Here is a 23,175-nt window from a genome sequence, read left to right on the forward strand (position 1 = left end):
CACCTGCCCCGGTGCCGAGAAGAACTCGACCGTGCTATCCGCCGTCCCCCTGCAGGAACGCGGCGATCGCATCCACGATACGACTGGCCATCAATGTCTTGGAGCCGTGCTGCAGCGCCGACTCGGTACCGTCGGCCGCCAGCAGCCAGCCGTCGTTGCTGTCCACCTCGAAGGCCCGGCCGTCGCCCACCGCGTTGACGACCAACAGGTCGCAGCCCTTATTGCGCAGCTTCGCCCGGGCGTGAAACAGCACGTCCCCGTTGGCATCGCCGGTCTCGGCGGCGAATCCCACGATGGCACGCATGTTGGGCAGCTCGCCGTTGGCCCGCGCCCGCACCGCACCCGCCAGCACGTCGTCGTTGCGGACCAACTCGATGGTGGGGGGCTGGTCTTGCTCCTTCGAGCCCTTTTTGATCTTGGCGGCCGCAACCCGGGCCGGCCGGAAGTCGGCGACGGCGGCGGCCATCACCAACACGTCCGCCTCGGAAGCGTGCTTGGCGACCGCGTCGCCAAGTTGTTGGGCCGAGCTGACATGGACCACCTCGACGCCGGCGGGGTCGATCAACCCGGCGGTGTGCCCGGCGATCAGCGTGACCTCCGCGCCGCGCTGGGCGGCGACCCGCGCCACCGCATAACCCTGCTTGCCGGAGCTGCGGTTGCCGATGAAGCGGACCGGGTCGACCGGTTCACGCGTGCCCCCGGCCGTCACCAGCACCTTGCAGCCGGCGAGGTCGTAGGGCAGCGCGTCGTGGCGTTCCAGCAGCAGATGAGCCAGCGTGGTGATCTCCTCGGCCTCCGGTAGCCGGCCCGAGCCGCTGTCCGTCCCGGTGAGCCGCCCGGCGGCGGGTTCGAGCACGACTGCTCCCCGGCGGCGCAGCGTGGCCACGTTTTCGACGGTGGCCGGGTGCAACCACATCTCGGTGTGCATCGCCGGCGCGAACAGCACCGGACATCGCGCGGTGAGCAGGGTGGCGGTCAGCAGGTCGTCGGCCCGGCCGTGTACCGCCCGGGCCAGCAGGTCCGCGGTGGCCGGCGCGACGACGACCAGGTCGGCCTGCTTGCCGAGCTGGACGTGCGGAACCTCCGGCACGTCGTTGAAGACGCCGGTGTGCACCGGCTGGCCGGAGAGCGCCTCGAAGGTGGCGGAACCGACGAAACGCAGCGCGGACTCGGTCGGGATGACGCGGACCGAATGACCGGCCTCGGCGAGCTGACGGACGACCGTGCACGCCTTATAGGCGGCGATACCGCCGGAGACGCCGACGATTACTCTTTTCGCGACCCGATCGCGGTTGTCCACAGCGCGCCCGGCCCGGCCCTGTTACTCGCCCTCGGTGTGCTCGAGGAGGTCGGCGTGGATCTCGCGCATCGCTATCGAAAGCGGCTTTTCCTGCAGCCCGGGCTCGACCAGCGGACCGACGTATTCGAGGATGCCCTCACCGAGCTGGTTGTAGTAGTCGTTGATCTGACGGGCCCGCTTGGCGGCGTAGATCACCAGGGCGTACTTGCTCGAGACGCGGTCCAGCAGCTCGTCGATGGGCGGGTTGGTGATACCCAGCGGGGTGTCGTAGGCGCCCGGTCCCCCGGCGGACGGATCGAACCGGTCGGGGACGGCGGCCAATGCCGCGTCGGACTGCGGAATACTCACTTAGGTCAATCTCCTGGCGGATTGTCAGCGGCTCGTCGCCGCTGAAAGAACTGAAAAAATTCGGTGGTCAATCTTGCTGGGAAGTGGTCCGGCTTCTGGACTGGCCAGACGGGTCGTGCCGGCCCGGCGCAGTTCCCACCAGCAAGGATACCAATTCGGAGCACGCAGACTCCAATTCACTGTTCACGACCACCCGGTCGAAGTCGTTTTGGGCCGCCATTTCGGTGCGGGCGGTCTCCAGACGCCGCTCCATGACCTCCGGCGTCTCGGTGCCGCGGCCGACGAGCCTGGCCCTGAGGTCCTCCCAGCTGGGCGGCGCCAGGAAGACCGCGAGAGCCTCGGGCATCGCCTTCTTGACGGCCCGGGCCCCGGCCAGATCGACCTCGATCAGCACCGGGAATCCGCGGGCCGTTGCGGCCCGGACCGGCTCGGCCAGGGTGCCGGATCGGTGCAGTCCCGAATGGATTTCGGCCCACTCCAGCAGCGCGCCCTCGTCGATGAGCTGCTGGAAGCGGGCCGGGGTGACGAAGTGGTAATCGACGCCGTCGACCTCGCCGGGCCGCGGCGCCCGCGTCGTGGCCGAGACGCTGAAATGCAGGTCCGGGACCCGCTCACGCAGGCATCGGACCACAGTCGACTTGCCGACCGCGGAGGGACCGGACAGCACGACCACACGTCCGTTACCTGATGGTTCAGGACGTGTGCCGTGCTGGACGTCCGGTCCCCCGCCGGCGCTCACTGGCGCTCCTTGGGCCGGTGCGCCCACGACTCGGTTAGGAGCCGAACTTTTCCAGCAGGGCCTTGCGCTGACGATCGCCGAGACCGCGCAGACGGCGGGTCGGGGCGATCTCCAGCTCAGTCATGATCTCCTGCGCCTTGACCTTGCCCACCTTGGGCAATGCCTCGAGAAGCGCGGAAACCTTCATCTTGCCCAGGACTTCATCGGTCTCGGCGTCCTTGAGGACCTGGGTCAGGTTGGTGCCGCCACGCTTCAGGCGGTCCTTGAGCTCTGCTCGCGCTCGACGTGCGGCAGCCGCCTTCTCCAACGCGGCCGCGCGCTGCTCGTCGGTCAACTGGGGAAGGGCCACGATTCCTCCGTATCTGATCAATCAATTTCAATCGATCTCATTTTGTCTCGCCGGTACTTCTGCCAGCGGAGACGACCGTACTCAGGCCTTCTGACGAAATCTAACCCGGCCCCCTGCTTAAGGGGGCAAAGTCCCAGCATGCACCGGCGTGTGACCGGCCAGAGCGGTGCCTGCGGCGGGGGTCACGACAGTCGCGCCGAGCACCGACCAGGTGTCGGCACCGGCTCCGATTGGCTTCGTCAATAGGCCATCTACCTGCGGTTTGATCGGCCGACGACGGCGGCGGCCGTGGCGGCCGGACCGTCCGGAACGCCGCCGGTGGGCCGCCGTCACGCCTGGTGCGAGGGATCACGGATTTGTTGCGGCGTGTCGCGCGTGTCGTGTCGCCGGTCAAACGCCAGGCCAACACCGGCGTTCGGCCCGCGCCCCGGTCCTGACGGCCCCCGTGGGGGCCCCGGGGCGGCCTGGTGGCCTCGAATCCGGGCGTCCGGGCACCCTCCGACGGTCCGCCGACTCCCGGGCCCGGGGTGCCAGCCTGGGCGGCCTTCCGCACGTCACGCCTCGATCGCTCCAGCAATCAACGAGGCCGCCGCCGGGATTCGTCGTCGAAGCCGCCTGCCCGGCCGGCTTTCACGTCGCGGCGACCCCACGTCCGGCGGTAGGCATCCGAGCGCGCGCCGCGGCCGGATTACATGGGACGTGATCAAGATCTACTCGCCTGAACAAATGGTGAACTGTGACCAACCATCAAGGGCCGCAGCGTCGTTCGGCTACCGGGATGACCGCTGCGCCGGACGCGCGCGGGCGATGACGGGTGCTCGATTCCGCGATACCGGGCGAAATCTTCCCCCCAACTCCGCACACGCGGGCTAAAGACCATCCTGATTCCGTAATTGCGGGATAGTGGTGCCCCCTGGGTCTCATTTCAGCTAATCGGTGGCACGGAATCCGATACGATCGAGAAGTGTCCCACCTGCGAATTCGCCAGGCAGCCGAGCTGCTTGGCGTCAGCGACGACACCGTGCGGCGCTGGATCAACCAGGGCGCCCTTGCGGTCAGTCACGACGCCGCCGGCCGCAAGGTAATCGCGAGCGAGGACCTCGCCCACTTCTCCCGCACCAATGCGCCCGCCCCGCCGGCGGACCCGCTCAGCATCGGCAGCTCGGCCCGCAACCGGTTCGTCGGGCTGGTCACCTCGGTGGTCAGCGACAAGGTGATGACCCAGGTGGAGATGCAGTGCGGCCCGTTCACCGTGGTGTCGCTGATGAGCACCGAGGCCGCCGAAGACCTGCAGCTGCGTCCCGGCAGCGTCGCGGTGGCCGTCGTCAAGGCCACCACCGTCATCGTCGAAACCGCGCGGCCCAGCACCGCGCTGGCGTCGGACTAGGCGATCGCAAGCGCGGCGTAGCCGGGCGCAGCGGGTCGCCACCATCCGACTAGGCGCCCACTCACACCGCCAGGTAGGCGACCGCGTCCAGCATACGATCGGCCGCCGCACGCAGCTCCGGCACGCCCGGCCCGGCCCGCAGCACCTCGCGGGCCACCGCGGGCAGCAACTGCCCCGGTTCCGCGCCGCCCAGCCCGGCGAGCGCCTCCGGCCGCCCGCCCTGGACGCCGAGCCCGGGCACCAGGACCGGACCGCCCAGCGCGCTGACGTCGGGCGCCTGCAACACCGTCGCGCCCACGACCACGCCGACGTATCCCGGCCCGGACGGGGTCGCGGAGCGGTTCACCACCGCCGCCTGGTCGACGACCAGCTGGGCCACCGTGCGGCCGTCGAAGGCGGCACGCTGCACGGTGGCGCCCTCGGGGTTGGACGTGGCCGCCAGCACGAACACCCCGCGATCGTGCGCCGCGGCGGTCTCCAGTAGCGGCCGCAACGAGCCGAATCCCAGGTATGGGGTGGCCGTCACGGCATCGGCGGCCAGCGGTGAATCACCCGCCCAGGCGGCCGCATACGCCGCCATCGTCGTGCCGATGTCGCCGCGTTTGGCGTCGGCCAGCACCAGCACCCCGACCGATCGCAGGGCCGCGATGGTGCGTTCCAGCACCGCGAATCCCGCGGCGCCGTAGGCCTCGAAGAACGCGACTTGTGGTTTGACGACGGCGAATCCGGAAAACGCCTCGATGCAGATGTCGCAGAACGCCGCCAGGCCGTCGGCGGTCGTGGGCAGGCCCCAGGCGCGCAGCAATTCGGGATGCGGGTCGATGCCCACGCACAGCGGCCCGCGTTCCGCCTTCGCGTCCGCCAGCCGGATACCGAACCCGGTCACTGGACCCCGTTCCCGGCCTGTCCGATCTGGCTGTGCAGTTCTTGCAGGCTTCGCACACCGATGTCGCCGCGGATGCCCGCCTCGATGCCCTGGACGGCGGCTGAGGCACCCTGCACCGTGGTGACGCAGGGAATGTTGACCGACACTGCGGCCGACCGGATTTCGTATCCGTCGATGCGCGGGCCGGAGTTGCCGTAGGGGGTGTTGATCACCATGTCGACCTCACCGGCCTTGATCAGGTCCACCGCGGACGCCGCGGGACGACCCGGCTGCGGTTCCTCGAAGTGCTTGCGCACCTCGTCACAGGGAATTCCGTTGCGGCGCAACATCTCCGCGGTGCCCTCGGTGGCAAGAACGCGGAATCCCAGGTCGGCCAGGCGCTTGACGGGGAACACCAGCGAGCGTTTGTCCCGGTTCGCCACCGACACGAAGATGGTGCCCTGCGCGGGCAGCGACCCATAGGCGGCGGTCTGGCTCTTGGCGAAGGCGCTGCCGAAGTCGCGGTCGATGCCCATCACCTCGCCGGTGGATTTCATCTCCGGGCCCAGCAGCGAGTCGATGGCGGCCCCGTCCGCGCGGCGGAAGCGGTGGAAGGGCAGCACGGCCTCCTTGACCGCGATCGGGGCGTTCTGCGCAGCGTGGGCGCCGTCGCCGGACGCCGCCAGCATGCCCTCCTCGCGAAGCTGGGAGATGCTGGCGCCCAACATGACCCGGGCGCACGCCTTGGCGAGCGGGATCGCGGTGGCCTTCGACACGAACGGCACCGTGCGGCTGGCGCGCGGGTTGGCCTCCAGGACGTAGAGCACGTCGTCCTTGAGCGCGTACTGCACGTTGAGCAGGCCCACCACGCCGATGCCGCGCGCGATGGCCTCGGTCGCGCGGCGAACCTTCTCGATGTCGCTGCGGCCCAGCGTCACCGGCGGCAGCGCGCACGCCGAGTCGCCGGAATGGATGCCGGCCTCCTCGATGTGTTCCATGATGCCGCCGATGTAGACCTCGGTGCCGTCGCACAGCGCGTCCACGTCGATCTCCACCGCGTCCTCGAGGAAGCGGTCGACGAGCACCGGGTGCTCGGGTGACAGCTCGGTGGCGCGGGTGATGTAGCCCCGCAACGTCTCCTCGTCGTAGACGATCTCCATGCCCCGACCGCCCAGCACGTAGGACGGCCGCACCAGCACCGGGTAGCCGATGTCCTCGGCGATCCGCTGGGCCTGGGCGAAAGTGGTTGCGGTGCCGTACTTCGGCGCCGGCAGGCCGGCCGAGGTGAGCACGTCGCCGAAGGCGCCGCGGTCCTCGGCCAGGTCGATGGCCTCCGGCGGAGTGCCGACGATCGGCACGCCCGCGTCGGCCAGGCGCTGCGCCAGTCCGAGCGGCGTCTGACCGCCCAGTTGCACGATCACCCCGGCCACGCCCGGGCCGTCGCCCGCGGACTGCTGCTCGGCGCGGAACACCTCGAGGACGTCCTCGAAGGTCAGCGGCTCGAAGTACAGCCGGTCGGCGGTGTCGTAGTCGGTGGACACCGTTTCCGGGTTGCAGTTGACCATCACGGTCTCAAACCCGGCCTGTGACAACGTCGTTGCCGCGTGCACGCAGCTGTAGTCGAACTCGATGCCCTGACCGATGCGGTTGGGACCCGACCCCAGGATCAATACCTTGGGCTTCTCGGTCTGCGGCGCCACCTCGGTCTCGGCGGCGGGGTCCAGCTCGTAGCTGCTGTAGTGATACGGCGTCTTGGCCTCGAACTCGGCCGCGCAGGTGTCGACGGTCTTGTACACCGGGTGCACGCCCAGCCGCTCACGCAGCGAGCGCACACCGTTCTCGCCGGCCAGTTCGGGCCGCAGCGCGGCGATCTGGCGGTCCGACAGCCCGCTGTGCTTGCCGCGACGCAACAGGTCGGCGTCGAGCACCGGGGCGGCGATCAGCTCCGCGCGCAGCTCGATCAGCTCGCCGATCTGCGCCACGAACCACGGGTCCACGCCGCTGGCCTCGGCCACCTGCTCCACCGACGCGCCCAGCCGAAGCGCCAGTTCGATGTCGTAGAGCCGGCCCTCGGTCGGCGTCCGTAGCCGGGTCAGCACCTCGCCGACGTCACCCTCGGGGTCGGGTTTGGTCCAGAAACCGGCGCGGGTGGTCTCCAGCGACCGCATCACCTTGCCCAGCGCCTCAACGAAGTTGCGGCCCAACGACATCGCCTCGCCGACGGATTTCATGGTGGTGGTCAGCGTGGGATCGGCGCCCGGGAACTTCTCGAACGCGAAGCGCGGCGCCTTGACCACCACGTAATCCAGGGTGGGCTCGAAGCAGGCCGGCGTTTCCTTGGTGATGTCGTTGACGATCTCGTCGAGGGTGTACCCGATGGCCAGCTTGGCGGCGATCTTGGCGATGGGGAAACCGGTCGCCTTGGACGCCAGCGCGCTGGACCGCGACACCCGGGGGTTCATCTCGATGACGATCAGCCGGCCGTCGACCGGGTTGATCGCGAACTGGATGTTGCAGCCGCCGGTGTCCACCCCGACCTCGCGCAGGATCGCGATGCCCAGGTCCCGCATCCGCTGGTATTCCCGGTCGGTCAGCGTCATCGCCGGCGCGACGGTGACCGAGTCGCCGGTGTGCACGCCCATCGGGTCGAAGTTCTCGATCGAGCAGACCACGACCACGTTGTCGTTGCCGTCGCGCATCAGCTCGAGCTCGAATTCCTTCCAGCCGTAGATCGATTCCTCGATCAGCACGTTGGCGCTGGGGCTTTCGGCCAGCCCGGCGCCGGCCATCCGGTCGACCTCCTCGACGGACCGCGCCATCCCCGAACCCAGGCCGCCCATGGTGAAGCTGGGCCGCACCACGACCGGCAGGCCGAGCTCCTCGACCGTCTCGCGGACCTCTTCCATGGTGAAGCACACTCGGCTGCGGGCGGATTCACCGCCGACCTTGGCGACGATGTCCTTGAACATCTGCCGGTCCTCGCCGCGCTGGATGGCGTCGAAGTCGGCGCCGATCAGCTCGACGCCGTGCCGCTCCAGCGCGCCGTTCTCGTACAGCGCGACGGCGGTGTTCAGCGCGGTCTGCCCGCCCAGGGTGGCCAGCAGCGCGTCGATCTTGTTGCCGCGCTCGGCCTGCTGGGCGATCACCTTCTCCACGAAGGCGGCGGTGATCGGCTCGACGTAGGTGTGGTCGGCGTACTCCGGGTCGGTCATGATGGTGGCCGGATTGGAGTTGACCAGGCTGACCTGCAGCCCCTCCGCGCGCAGCACCCGGCAGGCCTGGGTTCCCGAGTAGTCGAACTCGCAGGCCTGACCGATGACGATCGGCCCGGAGCCGATCACCAGCACGTGGTTGAGGTCGGTGCGACGTGGCACTAGCGGCCCTCCCCTGCCATCAGCTCGATGAATTGGTCGAACAGGTACTCCGCATCGTGCGGTCCGGCCGCGGCCTCCGGGTGGTACTGCACCGAGAACGCTTGCCCGTCTGCGAGTTTGACGCCCTCGACCACTCCGTCGTTGGCGCAGGTGTGGCTCACGATCGCCTGTCCGAACGGCGTGTCGAAGGTTTGGCCGGCCTCGCCCTCGAGCGCGAAGCCGTGGTTTTGGGCGGTGACCGCCACCCGCCTGGTGGCGTGGTCGATCACCGGGATGTTGATGCCGCGGTGCCCGAACACCATCTTGTAGGTGGACAGTCCCAGCGCCCGGCCCAGGATCTGATTGCCGAAGCAGATGCCGAACAACGGGATTCCGGCGCCCAGCACCTCGCGGGTGACCGCGACGATGTGGTCGGCGGTGGCGGGGTCGCCGGGGCCGTTGGACAGGAAGACGCCGTCGGGCTTGAGGTCGGCGATCTGCTCGTAGGTCGCCGACGAGGCCAGCACGTGGGTGCGGACGCCGCGGCGGGCGAAGTTGCGCGGCGTGTTGGTTTTGATCCCCAGATCCAGCGCGGCGACCGTAAACCGTGGTGAGCCTTCGGGTTCCACGATGTAGGTGTCCGGCGTGCTGACCTCGCCGGCCAGGTCGGCCCCCAGCATCGACCGCTGCCCGCGCACCCGCGCCAGCAGTTCGTCCGCATCGGCGAGCGCATCACCGGAGAACACGCCCGCCTTCATCGAGCCGCGGGTGCGCAGATGCCGGACCACCGCGCGGGTGTCGATGCCGGCGATGCCCACGATCTGCTGGCGGACCAGTTCGTCCTCCAGGGTGCCGGTGGACCGCCAGTTGGACGGGCGCGGCGACGGATCGCGCACCGCGTAGCCGGCCACCCAGATCTTGTCGCCGCGACTCTCGGCGTCCTCGCCGTTCCAGCCGGTGTTGCCGATCTGCGGCGCGGTAGCCACCACGATCTGCCGGTGGTAACTCGGATCGGTCAGCGTCTCCTGGTAGCCGGACATGCCGGTGGAAAACACGGCCTCACCCAAAGTTTGGCCGATCTTGCCGAACGGTGTGCCGGTGAAGACGCGTCCGTCCTCGAGTACCAACTGCGCCTTAGTCACGAGCGCCGCTCCTCCTCATGCTGCGATTTGAGCCAGCCGTCGTATTCGTTACGGTGGTTCGCCCGGAAGCCGGTGTCGATCTCGACGCCCGACGGCAGCCGCCAACGGATCGCCAAGATGCCGACCCGGCCGGTCATTCTGCGCTCCATGCGGATCTGGGTGATCGAGTCCTGAGGGATCCAAATGGGTTGGGCCCGTACGCGTTCCACCATGATGCCCCCGGCATAGCGGGTCAGCACCGCTTTGCTACGGAAACCCAGATCACCGGCCGCGATCCGCTCACTCCAGCCCGGCGCCATCATGGAACCGCAATAGTGCCCGCGGGTGGTGATGGTCGCCGCCCCCACCTGGTCGGGAATTTCGGGCAACGCCCCGATCAGCTCCGCCTGCTGCCGCGAACGACGGTGCCAGGTCCGCATCATCAGCTGGATCACCACCGTGATCACCACCACCACCACGGCCGCGAAGATCAGCGATCCCACCAGTGTGCCCGAATTCATGCCGGGGACTTCCCGTCTCGGGCGGTGACCTTGCCGCGCAGCAGCGTGGCCGTCACGGTGGCGGGCAGCGTCATCGCCTCGTAGGGCGTGTTGGCCGACCGGCTGGCCAGGTCGGATCCGGCGACGGTCCACGAGGTCGTGGGATCCACCACCGTGAGGTTGGCCGGCTCCCCCACCTCCAGCGGTCGGCCGTGATCGGGCAGGCCCGCGATGCTTGCGGGGTTTTCACTCATCACCCGGGCGAGGTCCCGCCAGGTCAACAGGCCGGGGATGACCATCGTCTGCACCACGATCGACAGCGCCGTCTGCAACCCCAGCATGCCCGGGCGCGCCGCGGAGAACTCCACGCACTTCTCGTGCTCGGCGTGCGGGGCGTGATCGGTGGCTACACAGTCGATGACGCCGTCGGCCAGCGCCTGGCGCAGCGCCACCGCGTCTGCCGCTTCGCGCAGCGGCGGATTCACCCGGTTTTGCCCGTCGTAACCGGTCAGCCTGCTGTCGTCGAGCATCAGGTGGTGCGGGGTGACCTCGGCGGTGATCGAGATCCCTTGCCCCTTAGCCCATTTCACGATCTCCACGGTGCCCGCGGTGGACGCGTGGCAGATGTGCACCCGGGCGCCCGCGTCGCGGGCCAGCAGCGCGTCGCGGGCGACGATCGACTCCTCGGCGGCCCGGGGCCAGCCCGCCAGGCCCAGCCGGGCGGCGGTGGGCCCCTCGTGGGCGACGGCGCCGACGGTCAGCCGAGGCTCCTCGGCGTGCTGGGCGACGAGCACGCCCAGACCGGTGGCGTATTCCAGGGCGCGACGCATCACCAGCGGGTCGTGCACGCAGATACCGTCGTCGGAGAACATCCGCACCTGCGCGGCCCCGGCCGCCATCATGCCCATCTCGGTGAGCTCTTTGCCGGCGAGCCCGACGGTGACGGCGCCCACCGGGTGCACGTCGACCAGGCCGACCTGCTGGCCTCGGTGCCACACGTGGTCGGTGACCACCGGACTGTCGGCGACCGGGTTGGTGTTGGCCATCGCGAACACCGCGGTGTAGCCACCCAAAGCCGCCGCGGCCGAGCCGGTTTCGATGTCCTCGGCGTATTCGCGCCCGGGTTCGCGCAGGTGGGTGTGCAGGTCGACGAGGCCGGGCAGCAGCACCTGATCGGTAGCGTCGATCACGTCCAGGTCCTTTTCGACGCCTCCGGCCTCGACCAACCCGGGGCCGATGTCGGCGATCTGGCCGTCGTCGACCAGCACATCGACCCGATCACCCTCGCCGTACAACCGAACCCCGCGCAGCAGCACGCTCACGCCGCACCCTCTTCTCCGGCTAATTCGGTGCCGACCAGCACGTGGAACAGCACCGCCATCCGCACGTGGACACCGTTGGAAACCTGTTGCAGCACAGCCGATTGCGATGAGTCGGCCACCGAGGAGGCGATCTCCATACCGCGCAGCATCGGCCCCGGGTGCAGCACCACGGCGTGGTCGGGCAGCATCGCCTGGCGGCGATCGGAAAGCCCGTACAGCGAGGAGTATTCGCGCACCGAGGGGAAGAACCCGCCGTTCATCCGCTCGGCCTGCACCCGCAGCATCAGCACCGCGTCGGCGGCGGGCAGCTCGGCGTCGAAGTCGTTGGACACGGTGACCGGCCAGCCCTCGACGCCGACCGGCAGCAGCGTCGGCGGCGCGACCAGGACGACCTCGGCGCCCAGGGTGTGCAACAGCATCACGTTGGAGCGCGCGACCCGGCTGTGCAGGATGTCGCCGACGATCACGATGCGACGGCCCTCGATGCCGCCGAGCCGCTGGCGAATGGTCAGCGCGTCCAGCAGCGCCTGGGTCGGGTGCTCGTGGGTGCCGTCGCCGGCGTTGATCACCGACGGCCCTGGATCCTCTCGGGCGGCGTTCCCGCCCGAAGTCCACTCGGCCAGCAGGTGCGCGGCGCCGGAGGCCGGGTGCCGGATGATCAGCGCGTCGGCGCCGGCCGCGCGCAGCGTGAACGCGGTGTCGCGCAGCGACTCCCCCTTGCCCACCGACGATCCGGACGCGCTGACGTTGATCACGTCGGCGCTCATCCACTTGCCGGCCACCTCGAAGGACACCCGGGTGCGCGTCGAGTTCTCGTAGAACATTGTGACGATGGTGCGGCCGCGCAGCGTTGGCAGCTTCTTGATCTCGCGACCCACCAGCGCCTGGGCGAACCGGTCGGCATCGTCGAGGATGGCGGTGGCGTCATCGCGGCTCAGGTCGCCGGCCGCCAGCAGGTGGCGCGTCATCGTGAGATCACCACGCCGTCGTCACCGTCGTTCTCGCTCAGCAGCACGTGCACGCTTTCGCCGCGTGAGGTGGGGACGTTCTTGCCCACATAGTCGGCGCGCAGCGGCAGTTCGCGGTGGCCGCGGTCGACCAGTACCGCCAGCTGCACCACCCGCGGCCGGCCCACGTCGCGCAGCGCGTCCAGCGCGGAACGCACCGAGCGGCCGGAGTACAAGACGTCGTCGACCAGGATCACCAACGCGTCGTCGATGCCGCCGGCCGGAATCGAGGTGTCTTCCAGCGGTCGCGGCGGCTTCTGCATCAGATCGTCGCGGTAGAGCGTGATGTCCAGGGCGCCGTGGCCGACCTCGACGCCGCTGTATTCGCCGATGTGGGTGGCGAGCCGATTGGCGAGGATCACACCGCGGGTCGGGATGCCGAGCAGCACCACCCGTGGCGCGTCGGGACCATCCAGCGCGGTCTTTTCGATGATTTGATGCGCAATGCGGGAAATGGTGCGGCCCACATCGGCCGCCGACATCAACTCCCGGGAATCGCTGCCTAAGCCGGTGTCGCCCGCAGCACCCATAACGAAACTTGACCTCCTTCTCCGCCTCGCCGGACGGATCGTTAAAGGATGTCGACTGCGAGGCAGCGTAGCACTTATTTCGAGTGCTACGCCGCGAGGCACGTGCGGCGTCCGTCGCCCCACCCACGCCAGTCACTTCCGCCCCATGAGTCTCGGAATGGGGCGCATGGTGTGGCCCGCGGCACAGCGACACCTCGCGGCCGGCGCCGCCGCGGGTCGAGATTAAGCGCGATTTAATCGCCGAAAGGCGCCACGAATAATGCCGGCCCGCGAGCGCCGGATTCGACGAAAGTAAACGCTGAATTTCGGCGTAGAAATCTATTGCCGAGGCGGAGGAGGGGGTGGAGGCCAGGTGCGGCGCGGGTTGATCGGCCCACAGTTCAGGCCGATTTGCAGTGCCAGCCGCTTGCCTGGGGTTGGGGTGTATCGCAGCAGACATCGTCCGGCGATGTGGGCGTCGATTCCACGGTCGTCACCGGGTCCGCCATGTTGGTGGGCGGGTTTGAACACCGCCGATTCCATTGAGCGCCAGGGCAAATACTGGCAGCACCACCGCACGCTGCGGCTATCGTCCTGGCCATTTGATTGGCCATGAGGGTCAATTCTCATTTCTCCGCGCTGAATGTCCAGGGGCGTTATTCCGCGCTGAAATGGCGCGCGCTATTTCGTCCGCGCGGTGGGGCTAATCCGGCGCCGTCACCGGCCCGCTAACCTGACCAGGTGAATAGCTCGACCCTCAGTGGCAATGCCGCCTCCATTCGTGAGGTGTGCGACGCCGGCCTGCTCGCCGGTGCGGTGACAATGGTCTGGCAGCGGGGAGAACTGCTGCAGGTCAACGAAATCGGCTACCGGGACGTGGACGCGGGTCTGCCGATGCAGCGCGACTCGCTGTTACGCATCGCGTCGATGACCAAGCCGGTGACGGTCGCGACGGTGATGAGCCTGGTCGACGACGGCAAGCTGACGCTCAAGGATCCGGTCACCCGCTGGGCGCCGGAGTTGGCCGACGTTCGGGTGCTCGACGATCCGCACGGCCCGCTCGACCGGACGCACCCGGTGAACCGCACCATCCTGATCCAGGATCTGCTGACCCACACCAGCGGGCTGGCCTACGGCTTCTCGGTGTCCGGGCCGATCTCCAAGGCCTACATGCGGCTGCCCTTCAATCAGGGCCCCGACGCCTGGCTGGCCGAGCTGGCCGAGCTGCCGCTGGTGCATCAGCCGGGTGACCGGGTCACCTACAGCCACTCCATCGACCTGCTGGGCGTCATCGCCTCCCGCGTCGACGACAAGCCGTTCCACGAGGTGCTCGACGAACGGATCCTGGGCCCGGCGGGCATGACCGACACCGGGTTCTTCGTGTCACCCGAGGCGCGGCGCCGCGCGGCGACCATGTACTCACTCGACGAACAGAGCCGGCTGCAGCACGGCGTGATGGGCCCACCGCACATCACACCGCCCTCGTTCTGCAACGCCGGGGGCGGATTGTGGTCGAGCGCCGACGATTACCTGCGATTCGTGCGGATGCTGCTCGGCGGCGGAACGGTCGACGGCGTGCGGGTGCTCTCGGAAGAGTCCGTCCGGTCGATGCGGACCGACCGGCTCACCGAGGAGCAGAAGCGGCACAACTTCCTCGGCGCGCCGTACTGGGTCGGCCGCGGCTTCGGGCTGAACTTGTCGCTGGTGACCGACCCGGCCAAGAGCACACCGCTTTTCGGGCCCGGCGGCCTCGGCACGTTCAGCTGGCCCGGCGCCTACGGGACCTGGTGGCAGGCCGACCCCAGCGCGGATCTGATCCTGCTCTACCTGATTCAGAACCTGCCGGACCTGACCGTCGACGCCGCCACGGCCGTCGCCGGAAACACGTCGCTGGCCAAACTCCGCACGGCGCAACCGCGATTCGTCCGCAACACCTATCGCGCCCTCGACCTTTAAAGTCACATCCCGATGCCCGAATTCCCACCCGACCGCATCAGCGGTCCGCGGCTGCTGCTGCGCCTACCCACGCTCGACGACGCGGGGGCGCTGTTCCAGCGGGTCGCCCGCGACCCGCAGGTCACCAAGTATCTGTTGTGGGCACCGCACCCCGACGTGGCCGCGACGCGGCGCGTGATCACCGAAAAACTGAACGCAGGCGCGGACGAGAAGACCTGGGTCATCGAGTCGCGGCACCGCGGCGAGGTGATCGGGCTGGCCAGCTGCCGGCGCACCGCGCCGCACTCGGTCGAGGTCGGCTACTGCCTGGGTCGGCGCTGGTGGGGCAAGGGGCTGATGTCCGAGGTGCTCGGCATGCTGCTCACCGCGCTCGACGCCGACCGCGAGGTGTACCGCGTCTGGGCCACCTGCAGCGTGGACAACGAGCGCTCGGCCCGGCTACTCGAGCACGCCGGCTTCTTCCTGGAGGGGCGGCTCGCCCGGCACGCGGTCTACCCCACGATGGGACCCGAACCGCAGGACAGCCTGCTGTACGCCAAGATCCTGCGTTGACTAACCCTTTTCCGCCAAGCTGTCCTGCTCGAGCGCTCGGCGCGCGTAGGCCCGCACGTCGGCGTCGCCGTCCTTGAGCGCAAGTCCCAGGGCGTCCCGGGCGGCGGGCTCCGCGGCCCAGCGGGTCAGGCTGAGCACGGCCGCCTTACGCACGTCCAGATGGGCGTCGCCCAGCGCCTCGGACAGGTGCGAAACCGCGAAGTCGACCGGCGCGCCGGCCAGCGCGCGGGCCGCGCCTTCCCGCACCTGCCAGGCCGGCGCCCGCAGCGCCTGCTTGATGGCGGCGTAATCGTCTTGGCCGCAACCCAATTGGCCCAGGGCGGCCAGTGCGGCGGCGCGAACCAGCGGGTCGGAGTCGGCGACGAGCCGACGCACGGCACGGCTAGCTGGGGCCGCTGCCACCCTCAGCGTCGCCAGCCCGGCGGCCGCCGCGATGCGCACCTCGCGGTTCTCGTCGCCGGCGGCGGCGACGACACCTGCCACGTCGTCGACGGACACCAGCGCGCGCACCGCCTCGATGCGCACCCGATGATCGGCGTCGTCGAGGGCGTGACGGTATTGCGCGGCATCACCGGCCCGGCGGGCGGCCAGCACGTACAGCGAGGCCGCGCGCACCACCCGATCGGCCGAATCCAGGTGCTCCCGCACGCTTTCCGGCTGCGGCAACACCTCGACCAGCTCGCGGATGCCGTCGGCGCTGGTGAGGCGGACCGAGGCGTCGCCGTCGTTCAGCGCGGCGACCAGGGCGGGCGCATACCCGTCGGGGATGTGCTCGGTCAGCGTCGACACCGCGGTGCGGCGCACGCCGGGATCCGCGTCGGCGAGGTAGGGATCGAGGTCGGCCATCGTGGGTTCCTCGAGCGCCAGGACCTCGGCGATGCGCGGCGACGGCGGTTCGAACGCGGTTGTGGCCGAACCGATTCGGGACACCGCGGTGGCCGGCGCCTGGCCGCCGACCAGCGGCGGCTGCTCCACCGGGTACACGGTCCGGTCGGTGGGCGGCAGGCCGTCGAGCTCCGGGACGGGCACGAAATACGGTGCCACCGGCCGCTTGAGGAACACCATTCCTTTTTCGGCGTCGCCTTGGGTCGCTTTGCGCAGGTTGAGGTGATAGCCCCATTGGTCGTCGTCGCGGCCGGGTAGGTCGGCGCGATCGTGATAGAGGCCCCAGCGGGATTCGGTGCGGGTGTGCGACGAGCGGGCGGCCATCTCGGCGCAGTCGCGGATGAACGACACCTCCACCGCGCGCATCAGCTCGTGCGGATTGCGGGCGCCCATCTCGGCGATCTCGGCGCTCATCCGCTCGAAGGTGCGGATGGCCAGCGACAGCTTGGCCCCGGTCTTGGGCGGCGCGACGTAGTCGTTGACGAAGCGGCGCAGCTTATATTCGACCTGGGGTTGCGGCGGGCCGTCCGGATGTCGCAGCGGCCGGTAGATCAGCTCGTGCGCCTCGCGCACCTGATCCTCCGGAAGTTGTTGCGGCGCAGCGACCTCGGCCAGGGTCGAGGCGGCGTGCGTGCCGGCCAGGTCGCCGAACACGAATGCCCCGATCATGTAGTTGTGCGGCACGCAGGCCAGGTCACCGGCGGCGTACAGCCCGGGAACCGTGGTGCGGGCGTGCTCGTCGACCCACACCCCCGACGCGGAATGCCCGCTACACAAGCCGATCTCGGAGATGTGCATCTCGATGTCATGCGTGCGGTAGTCGTGGCCGCGGTTGGCGTGGAAGGTACCCCGGGTGGGCCGCTCGGTGGTGTGCAGGATGTTTTCCAGCGCGGTCAGCGTCTCGTCGGGCAGGTGCGACACCTTGAGGTAGATGGGTCCGCGCGCGGAGTCGATCTCGGTCTTGACCTCGGCCATCATCTGCCCCGACCAGTAGTCGGAGTCGACGAACCGCTCGCCGTGCGCGTTGACCTGATAGCCGCCGAAGGGATTGGCGACGTACGCACAGGCCGGGCCGTTGTAGTCCTTGATCAGCGGGTTGACCTGGAAGCACTCGATGCCGGACAGTTCCGCACCCGCGTGGTAGGCCATCGAATAGCCGTCACCGGCGTTGGTGGGGTTCTCATAGGTGCCGTACAAGTAGCCCGACGCGGGCAGGCCGAGCCGGCCGCACGCGCCGGTGGCGAGGATGACCGCCTTGGCGCCGACCGTGACGAATTCACCGGTGCGGGTGTTCAGCGCCGCGGCGCCCACGGCCCGGCCCTCGTTGGTCAGCACCCGCACCGGCATCAGCCGGTTCTCGATCTGGATCTTCTCACGCATCGACCGTTGCCGCAGCACGCGATACAGCGCCTTTTTGACGTCCTTGCCCTCGGGCATCGGCAGCACGTAGGAGCCCGAGCGGTGCACCCGGCGCACGGCGTACTCGCCGTGCTCGTTCTTCTCGAACTTCACGCCGTAGCGCTCCAGCCGCTGCACCATCGCGAAGCCGCGGGTGGCGGTCTGATACACCGTGCGCTGGTTGACGATTCCGTCGTTGGCGCGGGTGATTTCGGCGACGTAGTCCTCGGGTTCGGCCTTGCCCGGGATCACCGCGTTGTTGACGCCGTCCATGCCCATCGCCAGGGCGCCGGAGTGGCGCACGTGGGCCTTCTCCAGCAGCAGCACCTGCGCGCCGCTCTCGGCGGCCGACAGCGCCGCCATGGTGCCCGCGGTGCCGCCGCCGATGACCAGGACGTCACAGTCGAGCCGGGCCGCGGTCGCCGGGTCGGGAATCTGCATCATGCCGCCACCGCCGAGTGATTCAGTGCCGCAATGACTTCGGCGCGCAGCGCGGCGCGCTGGCGGTCGACGCGCGGCTCCGGCACGTCGACCTGGGTGCGCAGCGGCTGACCGGCCTTGCCCAGTACGGCGATGCGATCGCCCAGCAGCAGCGCCTCGTCGACGTCGTGCGTGACGAAGACGATCGTCGTCGGATGGGCACGCCAGGTGTCGATCAGCAGCCGCTGCATGGCCGTACGGGTCTGGGTGTCCAGCGCGCCGAACGGTTCGTCCATCATCACCGCGCGCGGCGCCCCGGCCAGACCGCGGGCCAGCTGGACGCGCTGCCGCATGCCGCCGGACAGGCTCTTGGGCAGGTAGTCGCCGAAGCCGGTGAGACCGAGCTCGGCGATCCAGCGGTCGGCCTCGGCGCGCCGGCCCGACCGGGCGAGGCCGCGCAGCCGCAGGGCCAACTCAATGTTGGAGCGCACGGTGCGCCAGGGCAGTAATGCGTTGTCCTGGAACACCATGCCCCGGTCACCCGAGGTGGTCGTCACCTCGTCGCCGTCGGCGACGATCCGGCCCTCGTCGGGCCGCAGCAGTCCCGCCAGGGCCCGCAGGACCGTCGACTTGCCGCAGCCCGAGGGACCGGTGAGCACCAGGATCTCCCCGGGCCGCACCGTCAGGCTCAGCCCGTCGATCACCGGTTCTCCGGTGTAGGACAAGCGAACTCGATCCAGTTCCAGACTCACTCCAGCCTTTTTTATGGTCATTGCCGGCCTTCCTCCTCGGCACGCGGCAGCCAGCTGGTCACCCGACGGCCCACGACCTCGACGGCCGCGGCCGTCGCGAAACCCAGCACGCCGATGGTGATGATGCCGACGAACACCTGGGGGTACGCCAGCACGGTGTAGTCCTGCCAGGTGCGGTAGCCAATCCCGAGTCGGCCCGAGATCATCTCCGCGGAGATCACGCAGATCCACGCCACGCCCATCCCGACCGATAGGCCGCCGAACACGCCGGGCAGGATGCCCGGCAACACCACCTGTTTAAGCACATCCCACCGGCCGCCGCCGAGGGTGCGCACCGAGTCCTCCCACAGCGTGGGCAGCGCCCGCACCGCGTGCCGGGTGCTGACCAGGATCGGGAAGTACGCCGCGAGGAAGGTGATGAACACGATGCCGGCCTCGTCGGTCGGGAACAGCAGGATCGCCACCGGCACCATCGCGATGGCCGGAACGGGTCTGACCAACTCCGTCAGCGGGCCGAAGGTGTTGGCGAACAAGCGGGAACGCCCCAGCAGCACGCCCGTCGCGACCCCGACCACCGCGGCCAATCCGAAGCCGGTGAGGATCCGGATCAGCGACTGCGCCAGGTCAAGCCAGTACTCGGAGGTTCCGAGCCGGCGTCCCAGCGCGTGCACGATCTCGGTGACGGTGGGCAGCGTGTCGAAGCGCAGCAGCAGCCGCACCTTGTCGGCGGTGAGCGCCTGCCATAGCCCGATCGCGGCGGCGACCGATGCGAGCCGCAGCAGCCGCCACTGCCACGGCGAGCCGGCACGCCGCGGGGTGGCCGTCGCCGGCGCCGTGTCGACGACTTGCGCCGACACCGGGGCTGCCGGGTCGCCGGTGAGATAAGCGGTCATACCGAACCTCCAAGGGCCTGCTGGTAATTCACGATGGCGCCGCCCGGGTGTGCGTTGAGATAGCGATGCGCGCCGGCCGGCGTGCCAAACGGCAGGTAGTTCTGGCCGTCTTGCACCCAGACCGCCTTGTCGGCGAACCACCGGGTGCCCAGCTCCGCGTCGGGCACATAGGCGGCGCGGACCTTGGCGCCCCGGGCGGCCGCCTCTCGCACCGCCCGAAGCAGACCGGTCGGGTTGGCGACCGTCTGCGTGGAATCCGAACCGTCCAGCCATAATTCGCTGGCCAGGGCGGGATCCCCGCGCAGCGCGGACGGGTTGGCGGTGGCGGCCCGGGCCGCCTCGTAGTTCAGCCCGCGTGCCCCGAACACGGTGCGCAACGGCCCGTCCTGGACGAAGCCGGACACGTCGAGGTCGGCGAAATCGCCGATCGACTTCAGGTACGGCACATCATTTTTCAACGCCTCGACCAGGGACGGTTTGAGCGTGGTGTCGAACGAGGTACCACCGGGGCCGTTGTAGAGGTACACCACTTCCTGCGGCAGGCCGCTCCCCTGGGCGACGATCCGGGCGGCCTCCAGCGGCCTGGAGTTGAGGAAGTCGGTGGCGTCCAGTTGCGCCTGCAGGAACGCGCCCAGCACCTCCGGATGAGACGTCGCGTACGAGCGCCGCACCACCACCCCGTGCAGGGTGGGCAGATTCAGCTCGGCGCCGTCGTATAGCAGTTTGGCCTTGTTCTGGAAGACCAGCAGCCCCGGCCAGGCGACGAACTGCGAAAGACCCTGCACCTGACCGGATTCCAGAGCAGAGGCACCGACCTGCGGCTGCTGGTTGAGCACTTCCACACCCTTGATCCCGGCCCTGTCCAGCGCCCGCATCAAGGTGCCGTGACCGGCCGACCCCACGCTCGCTGAAACCTTGGAGCCGGCCAGGTCGCGCAGCGTGGTCGCCGACGAACCGGGCGCCACCACCACCATGTTCAGGGCGCCCTTGGGGTTGTAGCCGGCGATGGAGACGATCTCGGTTTTTGCCAGCGGGTTGGCCTGCGTCTTCGAGCCGTTGATCAACATCGGATAGTCGCCCATCGAGCCGATGTCGATCTTCTCGGCAAGCATCTGCGCGGTGATCGGGGCGCCGGTGTCGTAATCCTGCCACCGCACTGCGTATTTGGTGCCGGTGCGGGTGGTGATGTCAGCCAGTCGGTGCTCCAGGTAGCCCTGCGCGCGCAGCAACGTACCCGCGGTGACGGTGTTGATGGTCTTGGACTGATATCCCACCACCACGTTGACCACACCGGAGGACTGCGACAGGGATTCCAGCGAGCAACCGGAGGTGAGCGCGGCGATCGCGATCACCACCGACGCCAGCCGGATGGCGCGTCGTTTCATGGAAGATCCTGGGGTCGAATGCTTTTCAGCGAAGGAGATAGGGCATGTTGACCGTGACGGCGCCGGTGGGACAGCGGGCCGCGCAGGGGCCGCAGTACCAACACTCGTCGACGTGCATGAAGGCCTTGCCGGTGTCGGGGTTGATGGCCAGCGCGTCGAGCGGGCAGACCTCCACGCACAGCGTGCAGCCGTCGATACACAGCGACTCGTCGATGGTGACCGGCACGTCGGCGCGGTTGTTGTTGATCAGCGTCATGGGTTGCTCCTCATCAGGTTGCCCCGCATGGTGATTCGATCGCCCCGCATCCGGATGTGCTCCAGGTCGACGGGGGTGCCGTCGGCGAGGCTGGTGAGCCGCTCCAGCATCAGCAGCGCCGCACCGTCGGGCACCTGCAGCGTGGCCGCCGAGTGCGCGTCGGCGGGAATGGCCTCCAGCGCCAGTGCGGCCGACCCCAGGCGTTGCCCGCTCACCTGCTCGATGAGCGCGAATAGGTCGTTGGTCTCCAGCGGATGGGTCAGAACCTCGCGGCCGATGTCCGGCGCGAGGTAGGTGAGGTCGAGGCTGAGCGGCAGGTCCCCCAGGTATCGCAACCGCTCGATGAACACCGCCTGCTCGCCCGGTTGCAGCCGCAGCCGGCGGGCCACCGACGGCGGCGCGGTGACCGGCATCGCGGCGCGCACCTCGTTGCGGACCTCACCGAGATCCTTGAACGTCTCCTTCAGGCCCAGCAGCGCGTCCAGCCCGTGGTCGTACTTGCGCTGCGCGACGTGCGTGCCGACCTTGGGTCCCCGGTCGATCAGCCCCTCGTGCTTGAGGACGGTCAGCGCCTCGCGAATGGTGTTGCGGGATACCGAGAATTCGGCGGCCAGGTCCAGTTCGGCGGGCAGGCCCTCCGGGTAGGCGTCGGAATGGATCTGTTGGCGCAGCACGTCGGCGACCCGGCGGGCGCGATTGGCCCTGGAGTCTTGAATGTCCCAGCTGGGTACTGGTTGCGCCACGGGAGTCACGCTAACGCAGCTCAGGGCCGTTTTTCGGGTCGTCGACCAGGCCCTGCGAGGGCGGTCGCGGGTATTGCGCCGGGCCGCCTCGAGGCCCGACCAGCTAAAACCGCCACCCACCGCGGTATTGCGCCACCTGCGCGAACGTGTCTGCTTTGTGATCCCGGTGAGCAGAACCTGCCACGCCGTGGAACCCGACGATTCCCGGATGGGCTCCCGACGGCGGAAGATGGCGTGCATGACGGACGTGACGAAGCACGCGTTGACCAAGGTGCCGGCGGTCACCCTGGGGTTCTGGGTCATCAAGGTCTTGGCGACGACGTTGGGCGAGACGGGCGGCGACACCGTCACGATGACGCTGAATTGGGGCTACGCCGCGGGGGTCGCGATTTTCGGCGTCGCACTGGTGGCGCTGGTGGCGGCGCAGATTCTCGCCAAGCGATTCCATGCGGCCCTCTACTGGTCGACGATCGTGGCCTCGACGACGTTCGGCACCGTGCTGGCCGATTTCGCGGACCGATCGCTGGGCATCGGCTACACCGGCGGATCGCTGCTGCTGCTGGCGTGCCTGCTGGCCACCCTGGGACTCTGGCGCTGGTCGCAGGGCACCGTATCGGTCAGCACCGTCTCCACGCCTAAGGTGGAGGCGTTTTACTGGGCGACCATCACGTTCTCGCAGACGCTCGGCACCGCGCTCGGCGATTGGCTGGCCGACACACGCGATTTCGGTTACGAACGCGGCGCGCTGGTTTTCGCGGTCGGCCTGGCGGTGGTCGCGGCGATGTACTTCTGGACGCCCATCTCCCGCGTCACCTTGTTCTGGGTCGCGTTCATCCTGACCAGGCCGCTGGGGGCGACCGTCGGTGACTTCATCGACAAGCCCGTCGCCGACGGTGGCCTGGCGTGGAGCCGCCCGCTCGCCTCGGCGGTGCTCGCGGCGCTGATCGCTGTGTTGGTCGTCGTCATACCGCAGCGGCCCGGTCACCACCCCGGCCGGCCCAAAGATGATGCGACGGAACACCATCCGGAAACCGGTATCGAGCAACCCGACCGTGATCCACGCTGACACGGCGGCGGCCACGCTCATCGAGAAGTTAACTCGCAAACCGGGCGCCACCCGCGGTAACGGGCAAGG

The 23,175-nt window shown here is 69.0% G+C and carries 21 protein-coding genes; 4 read left to right on the forward strand and 17 right to left on the reverse strand.

Translation table 11 applies throughout. The features are described 5' to 3' along the window. Positions 1–34 precede the first annotated feature (34 nt). From coaBC to mihF, 4 genes are all read right to left on the reverse strand, one after another. Positions 35–1,300, reverse strand: a complete 1,266-nt coding sequence (coaBC, locus tag B8W69_RS08995; protein ID WP_085289477.1) for a bifunctional phosphopantothenoylcysteine decarboxylase/phosphopantothenate--cysteine ligase CoaBC — start codon at positions 1,298–1,300, stop codon at positions 35–37. 21 nt (positions 1,301–1,321) lie between these two features. Continuing rightward, positions 1,322–1,648 carry a DNA-directed RNA polymerase subunit omega gene (gene rpoZ, locus B8W69_RS09000; protein WP_085289478.1) on the reverse strand — a complete coding sequence of 109 codons (327 nt, stop codon included), beginning with the start codon at positions 1,646–1,648 and terminating at the stop codon, positions 1,322–1,324. Between the two features lie 67 nt (positions 1,649–1,715). Next, a complete protein-coding gene (gmk, locus tag B8W69_RS09005; protein ID WP_110881871.1) occupies positions 1,716–2,387 on the reverse strand; it encodes a guanylate kinase in 672 nt (223 codons plus the stop codon). 34 nt (positions 2,388–2,421) lie between these two features. Further along, positions 2,422–2,736, reverse strand: coding sequence for an integration host factor, actinobacterial type (mihF, locus tag B8W69_RS09010; RefSeq protein WP_007171927.1), 315 nt, complete (start codon positions 2,734–2,736; stop codon positions 2,422–2,424). A gap of 964 nt (positions 2,737–3,700) precedes the next feature. Here mihF and B8W69_RS09020 point away from each other — a divergent pair. Then, on the forward strand, positions 3,701–4,123 hold the full coding sequence (locus tag B8W69_RS09020) for a TOBE domain-containing protein (protein WP_085289481.1): 423 nt from the start codon (positions 3,701–3,703) through the stop codon (positions 4,121–4,123). Between the two features lie 61 nt (positions 4,124–4,184). Here B8W69_RS09020 and pyrF read toward each other — a convergent pair whose 3' ends face one another. The 7 genes from pyrF to pyrR are packed head-to-tail and all read right to left on the reverse strand — an operon-like array spanning position 4,185 to position 12,821. Next, positions 4,185–5,009, reverse strand: coding sequence for an orotidine-5'-phosphate decarboxylase (gene pyrF / locus B8W69_RS09025; RefSeq protein WP_085289482.1), 825 nt, complete (start codon positions 5,007–5,009; stop codon positions 4,185–4,187). Continuing rightward, complete coding sequence (gene carB / locus B8W69_RS09030) at positions 5,006–8,362, reverse strand: carbamoyl-phosphate synthase large subunit (RefSeq protein ID WP_085289483.1); 3,357 nt, start codon at positions 8,360–8,362, stop codon at positions 5,006–5,008. The genes pyrF and carB overlap by 4 nt, the downstream gene beginning before the upstream one ends. Beyond that, a complete protein-coding gene (gene carA / locus B8W69_RS09035; protein WP_110881872.1) occupies positions 8,362–9,483 on the reverse strand; it encodes a glutamine-hydrolyzing carbamoyl-phosphate synthase small subunit in 1,122 nt (373 codons plus the stop codon). Before carA ends, carB begins: the two co-directional genes overlap by 1 nt. Then, a complete protein-coding gene (locus B8W69_RS09040) occupies positions 9,480–9,983 on the reverse strand; it encodes a PH-like domain-containing protein (RefSeq protein ID WP_085289484.1) in 504 nt (167 codons plus the stop codon). Before B8W69_RS09040 ends, carA begins: the two co-directional genes overlap by 4 nt. After that, complete coding sequence (locus B8W69_RS09045) at positions 9,980–11,284, reverse strand: dihydroorotase (RefSeq protein ID WP_085289485.1); 1,305 nt, start codon at positions 11,282–11,284, stop codon at positions 9,980–9,982. Before B8W69_RS09045 ends, B8W69_RS09040 begins: the two co-directional genes overlap by 4 nt. Continuing rightward, a complete protein-coding gene (locus tag B8W69_RS09050) occupies positions 11,281–12,252 on the reverse strand; it encodes an aspartate carbamoyltransferase catalytic subunit (protein ID WP_085289486.1) in 972 nt (323 codons plus the stop codon). Before B8W69_RS09050 ends, B8W69_RS09045 begins: the two co-directional genes overlap by 4 nt. Continuing rightward, on the reverse strand, positions 12,249–12,821 hold the full coding sequence (gene pyrR, locus B8W69_RS09055; protein ID WP_085289487.1) for a bifunctional pyr operon transcriptional regulator/uracil phosphoribosyltransferase PyrR: 573 nt from the start codon (positions 12,819–12,821) through the stop codon (positions 12,249–12,251). The genes B8W69_RS09050 and pyrR overlap by 4 nt, the downstream gene beginning before the upstream one ends. Before the next feature lie 720 nt (positions 12,822–13,541). Between pyrR and B8W69_RS09060 the strand changes: the two genes are divergently transcribed. Next, the gene (locus B8W69_RS09060; RefSeq protein ID WP_085289488.1) at positions 13,542–14,756 is read left to right on the forward strand and encodes a serine hydrolase domain-containing protein; all 1,215 of its coding nucleotides are present in this window, start codon (positions 13,542–13,544) and stop codon (positions 14,754–14,756) included. 12 nt (positions 14,757–14,768) lie between these two features. After that, positions 14,769–15,308 (forward strand): GNAT family N-acetyltransferase, encoded by a 540-nt coding sequence (locus B8W69_RS09065; protein WP_085289489.1) that lies wholly within the window; start codon positions 14,769–14,771, stop codon positions 15,306–15,308. On the opposite strand, the gene B8W69_RS09070 is transcribed toward B8W69_RS09065, so the two are convergent. The 6 genes from B8W69_RS09070 to B8W69_RS09095 are packed head-to-tail and all read right to left on the reverse strand — an operon-like array spanning position 15,309 to position 22,049. After that, positions 15,309–18,035: a fumarate reductase/succinate dehydrogenase flavoprotein subunit gene (locus tag B8W69_RS09070; RefSeq protein WP_181447356.1), complete on the reverse strand. Its 2,727-nt coding sequence runs from the start codon at positions 18,033–18,035 to the stop codon at positions 15,309–15,311. It abuts the gene before it with no gap. Further along, on the reverse strand, positions 18,032–18,784 hold the full coding sequence (locus B8W69_RS09075; RefSeq protein ID WP_085289490.1) for an ABC transporter ATP-binding protein: 753 nt from the start codon (positions 18,782–18,784) through the stop codon (positions 18,032–18,034). Before B8W69_RS09075 ends, B8W69_RS09070 begins: the two co-directional genes overlap by 4 nt. Next, complete coding sequence (locus B8W69_RS09080; RefSeq protein ID WP_085289491.1) at positions 18,781–19,656, reverse strand: ABC transporter permease; 876 nt, start codon at positions 19,654–19,656, stop codon at positions 18,781–18,783. Before B8W69_RS09080 ends, B8W69_RS09075 begins: the two co-directional genes overlap by 4 nt. Next, a complete protein-coding gene (locus tag B8W69_RS09085) occupies positions 19,653–21,041 on the reverse strand; it encodes an ABC transporter substrate-binding protein (protein WP_085289492.1) in 1,389 nt (462 codons plus the stop codon). The genes B8W69_RS09080 and B8W69_RS09085 overlap by 4 nt, the downstream gene beginning before the upstream one ends. 25 nt (positions 21,042–21,066) lie before the next feature. Continuing rightward, positions 21,067–21,297, reverse strand: coding sequence for a 4Fe-4S dicluster domain-containing protein (locus B8W69_RS09090; protein WP_064885673.1), 231 nt, complete (start codon positions 21,295–21,297; stop codon positions 21,067–21,069). Continuing rightward, positions 21,294–22,049 (reverse strand): GntR family transcriptional regulator, encoded by a 756-nt coding sequence (locus B8W69_RS09095; RefSeq protein ID WP_085289493.1) that lies wholly within the window; start codon positions 22,047–22,049, stop codon positions 21,294–21,296. The genes B8W69_RS09090 and B8W69_RS09095 overlap by 4 nt, the downstream gene beginning before the upstream one ends. Before the next feature lie 229 nt (positions 22,050–22,278). Here B8W69_RS09095 and B8W69_RS09100 point away from each other — a divergent pair, with 229 nt between their 5' ends. Beyond that, positions 22,279–23,106: a COG4705 family protein gene (locus tag B8W69_RS09100; RefSeq protein ID WP_085289532.1), complete on the forward strand. Its 828-nt coding sequence runs from the start codon at positions 22,279–22,281 to the stop codon at positions 23,104–23,106. Positions 23,107–23,175 lie beyond the last annotated feature (69 nt).

It is taken from the genome of Mycolicibacterium vulneris (genome assembly GCF_002104765.1).
Taxonomy (GTDB): domain Bacteria; phylum Actinomycetota; class Actinomycetes; order Mycobacteriales; family Mycobacteriaceae; genus Mycobacterium; species Mycobacterium vulneris.

Bases quoted from the DNA above. Each gene is read 5' to 3' on its own strand.
- pyrR (WP_085289487.1), bottom strand. From the start codon at position 12,821: ATGGGTGCTGCGGGCGACACCGGCTTAGGCAGCGATTCCCGGGAGTTG.
- B8W69_RS09080 (WP_085289491.1), bottom strand. From the start codon at position 19,656: ATGACCGCTTATCTCACCGGCGACCCGGCAGCCCCGGTGTCGGCGCAA.
- B8W69_RS09085 (WP_085289492.1), bottom strand. From the start codon at position 21,041: ATGAAACGACGCGCCATCCGGCTGGCGTCGGTGGTGATCGCGATCGCC.
- B8W69_RS09090 (WP_064885673.1), bottom strand. From the start codon at position 21,297: ATGACGCTGATCAACAACAACCGCGCCGACGTGCCGGTCACCATCGAC.
- B8W69_RS09075 (WP_085289490.1), bottom strand. From the start codon at position 18,784: ATGACCATAAAAAAGGCTGGAGTGAGTCTGGAACTGGATCGAGTTCGC.
- B8W69_RS09065 (WP_085289489.1), top strand. From the start codon at position 14,769: ATGCCCGAATTCCCACCCGACCGCATCAGCGGTCCGCGGCTGCTGCTG.
- B8W69_RS09040 (WP_085289484.1), bottom strand. From the start codon at position 9,983: ATGAATTCGGGCACACTGGTGGGATCGCTGATCTTCGCGGCCGTGGTG.
- B8W69_RS09050 (WP_085289486.1), bottom strand. From the start codon at position 12,252: ATGACGCGCCACCTGCTGGCGGCCGGCGACCTGAGCCGCGATGACGCC.
- B8W69_RS09100 (WP_085289532.1), top strand. From the start codon at position 22,279: ATGACGGACGTGACGAAGCACGCGTTGACCAAGGTGCCGGCGGTCACC.
- B8W69_RS09070 (WP_181447356.1), bottom strand. From the start codon at position 18,035: ATGATGCAGATTCCCGACCCGGCGACCGCGGCCCGGCTCGACTGTGAC.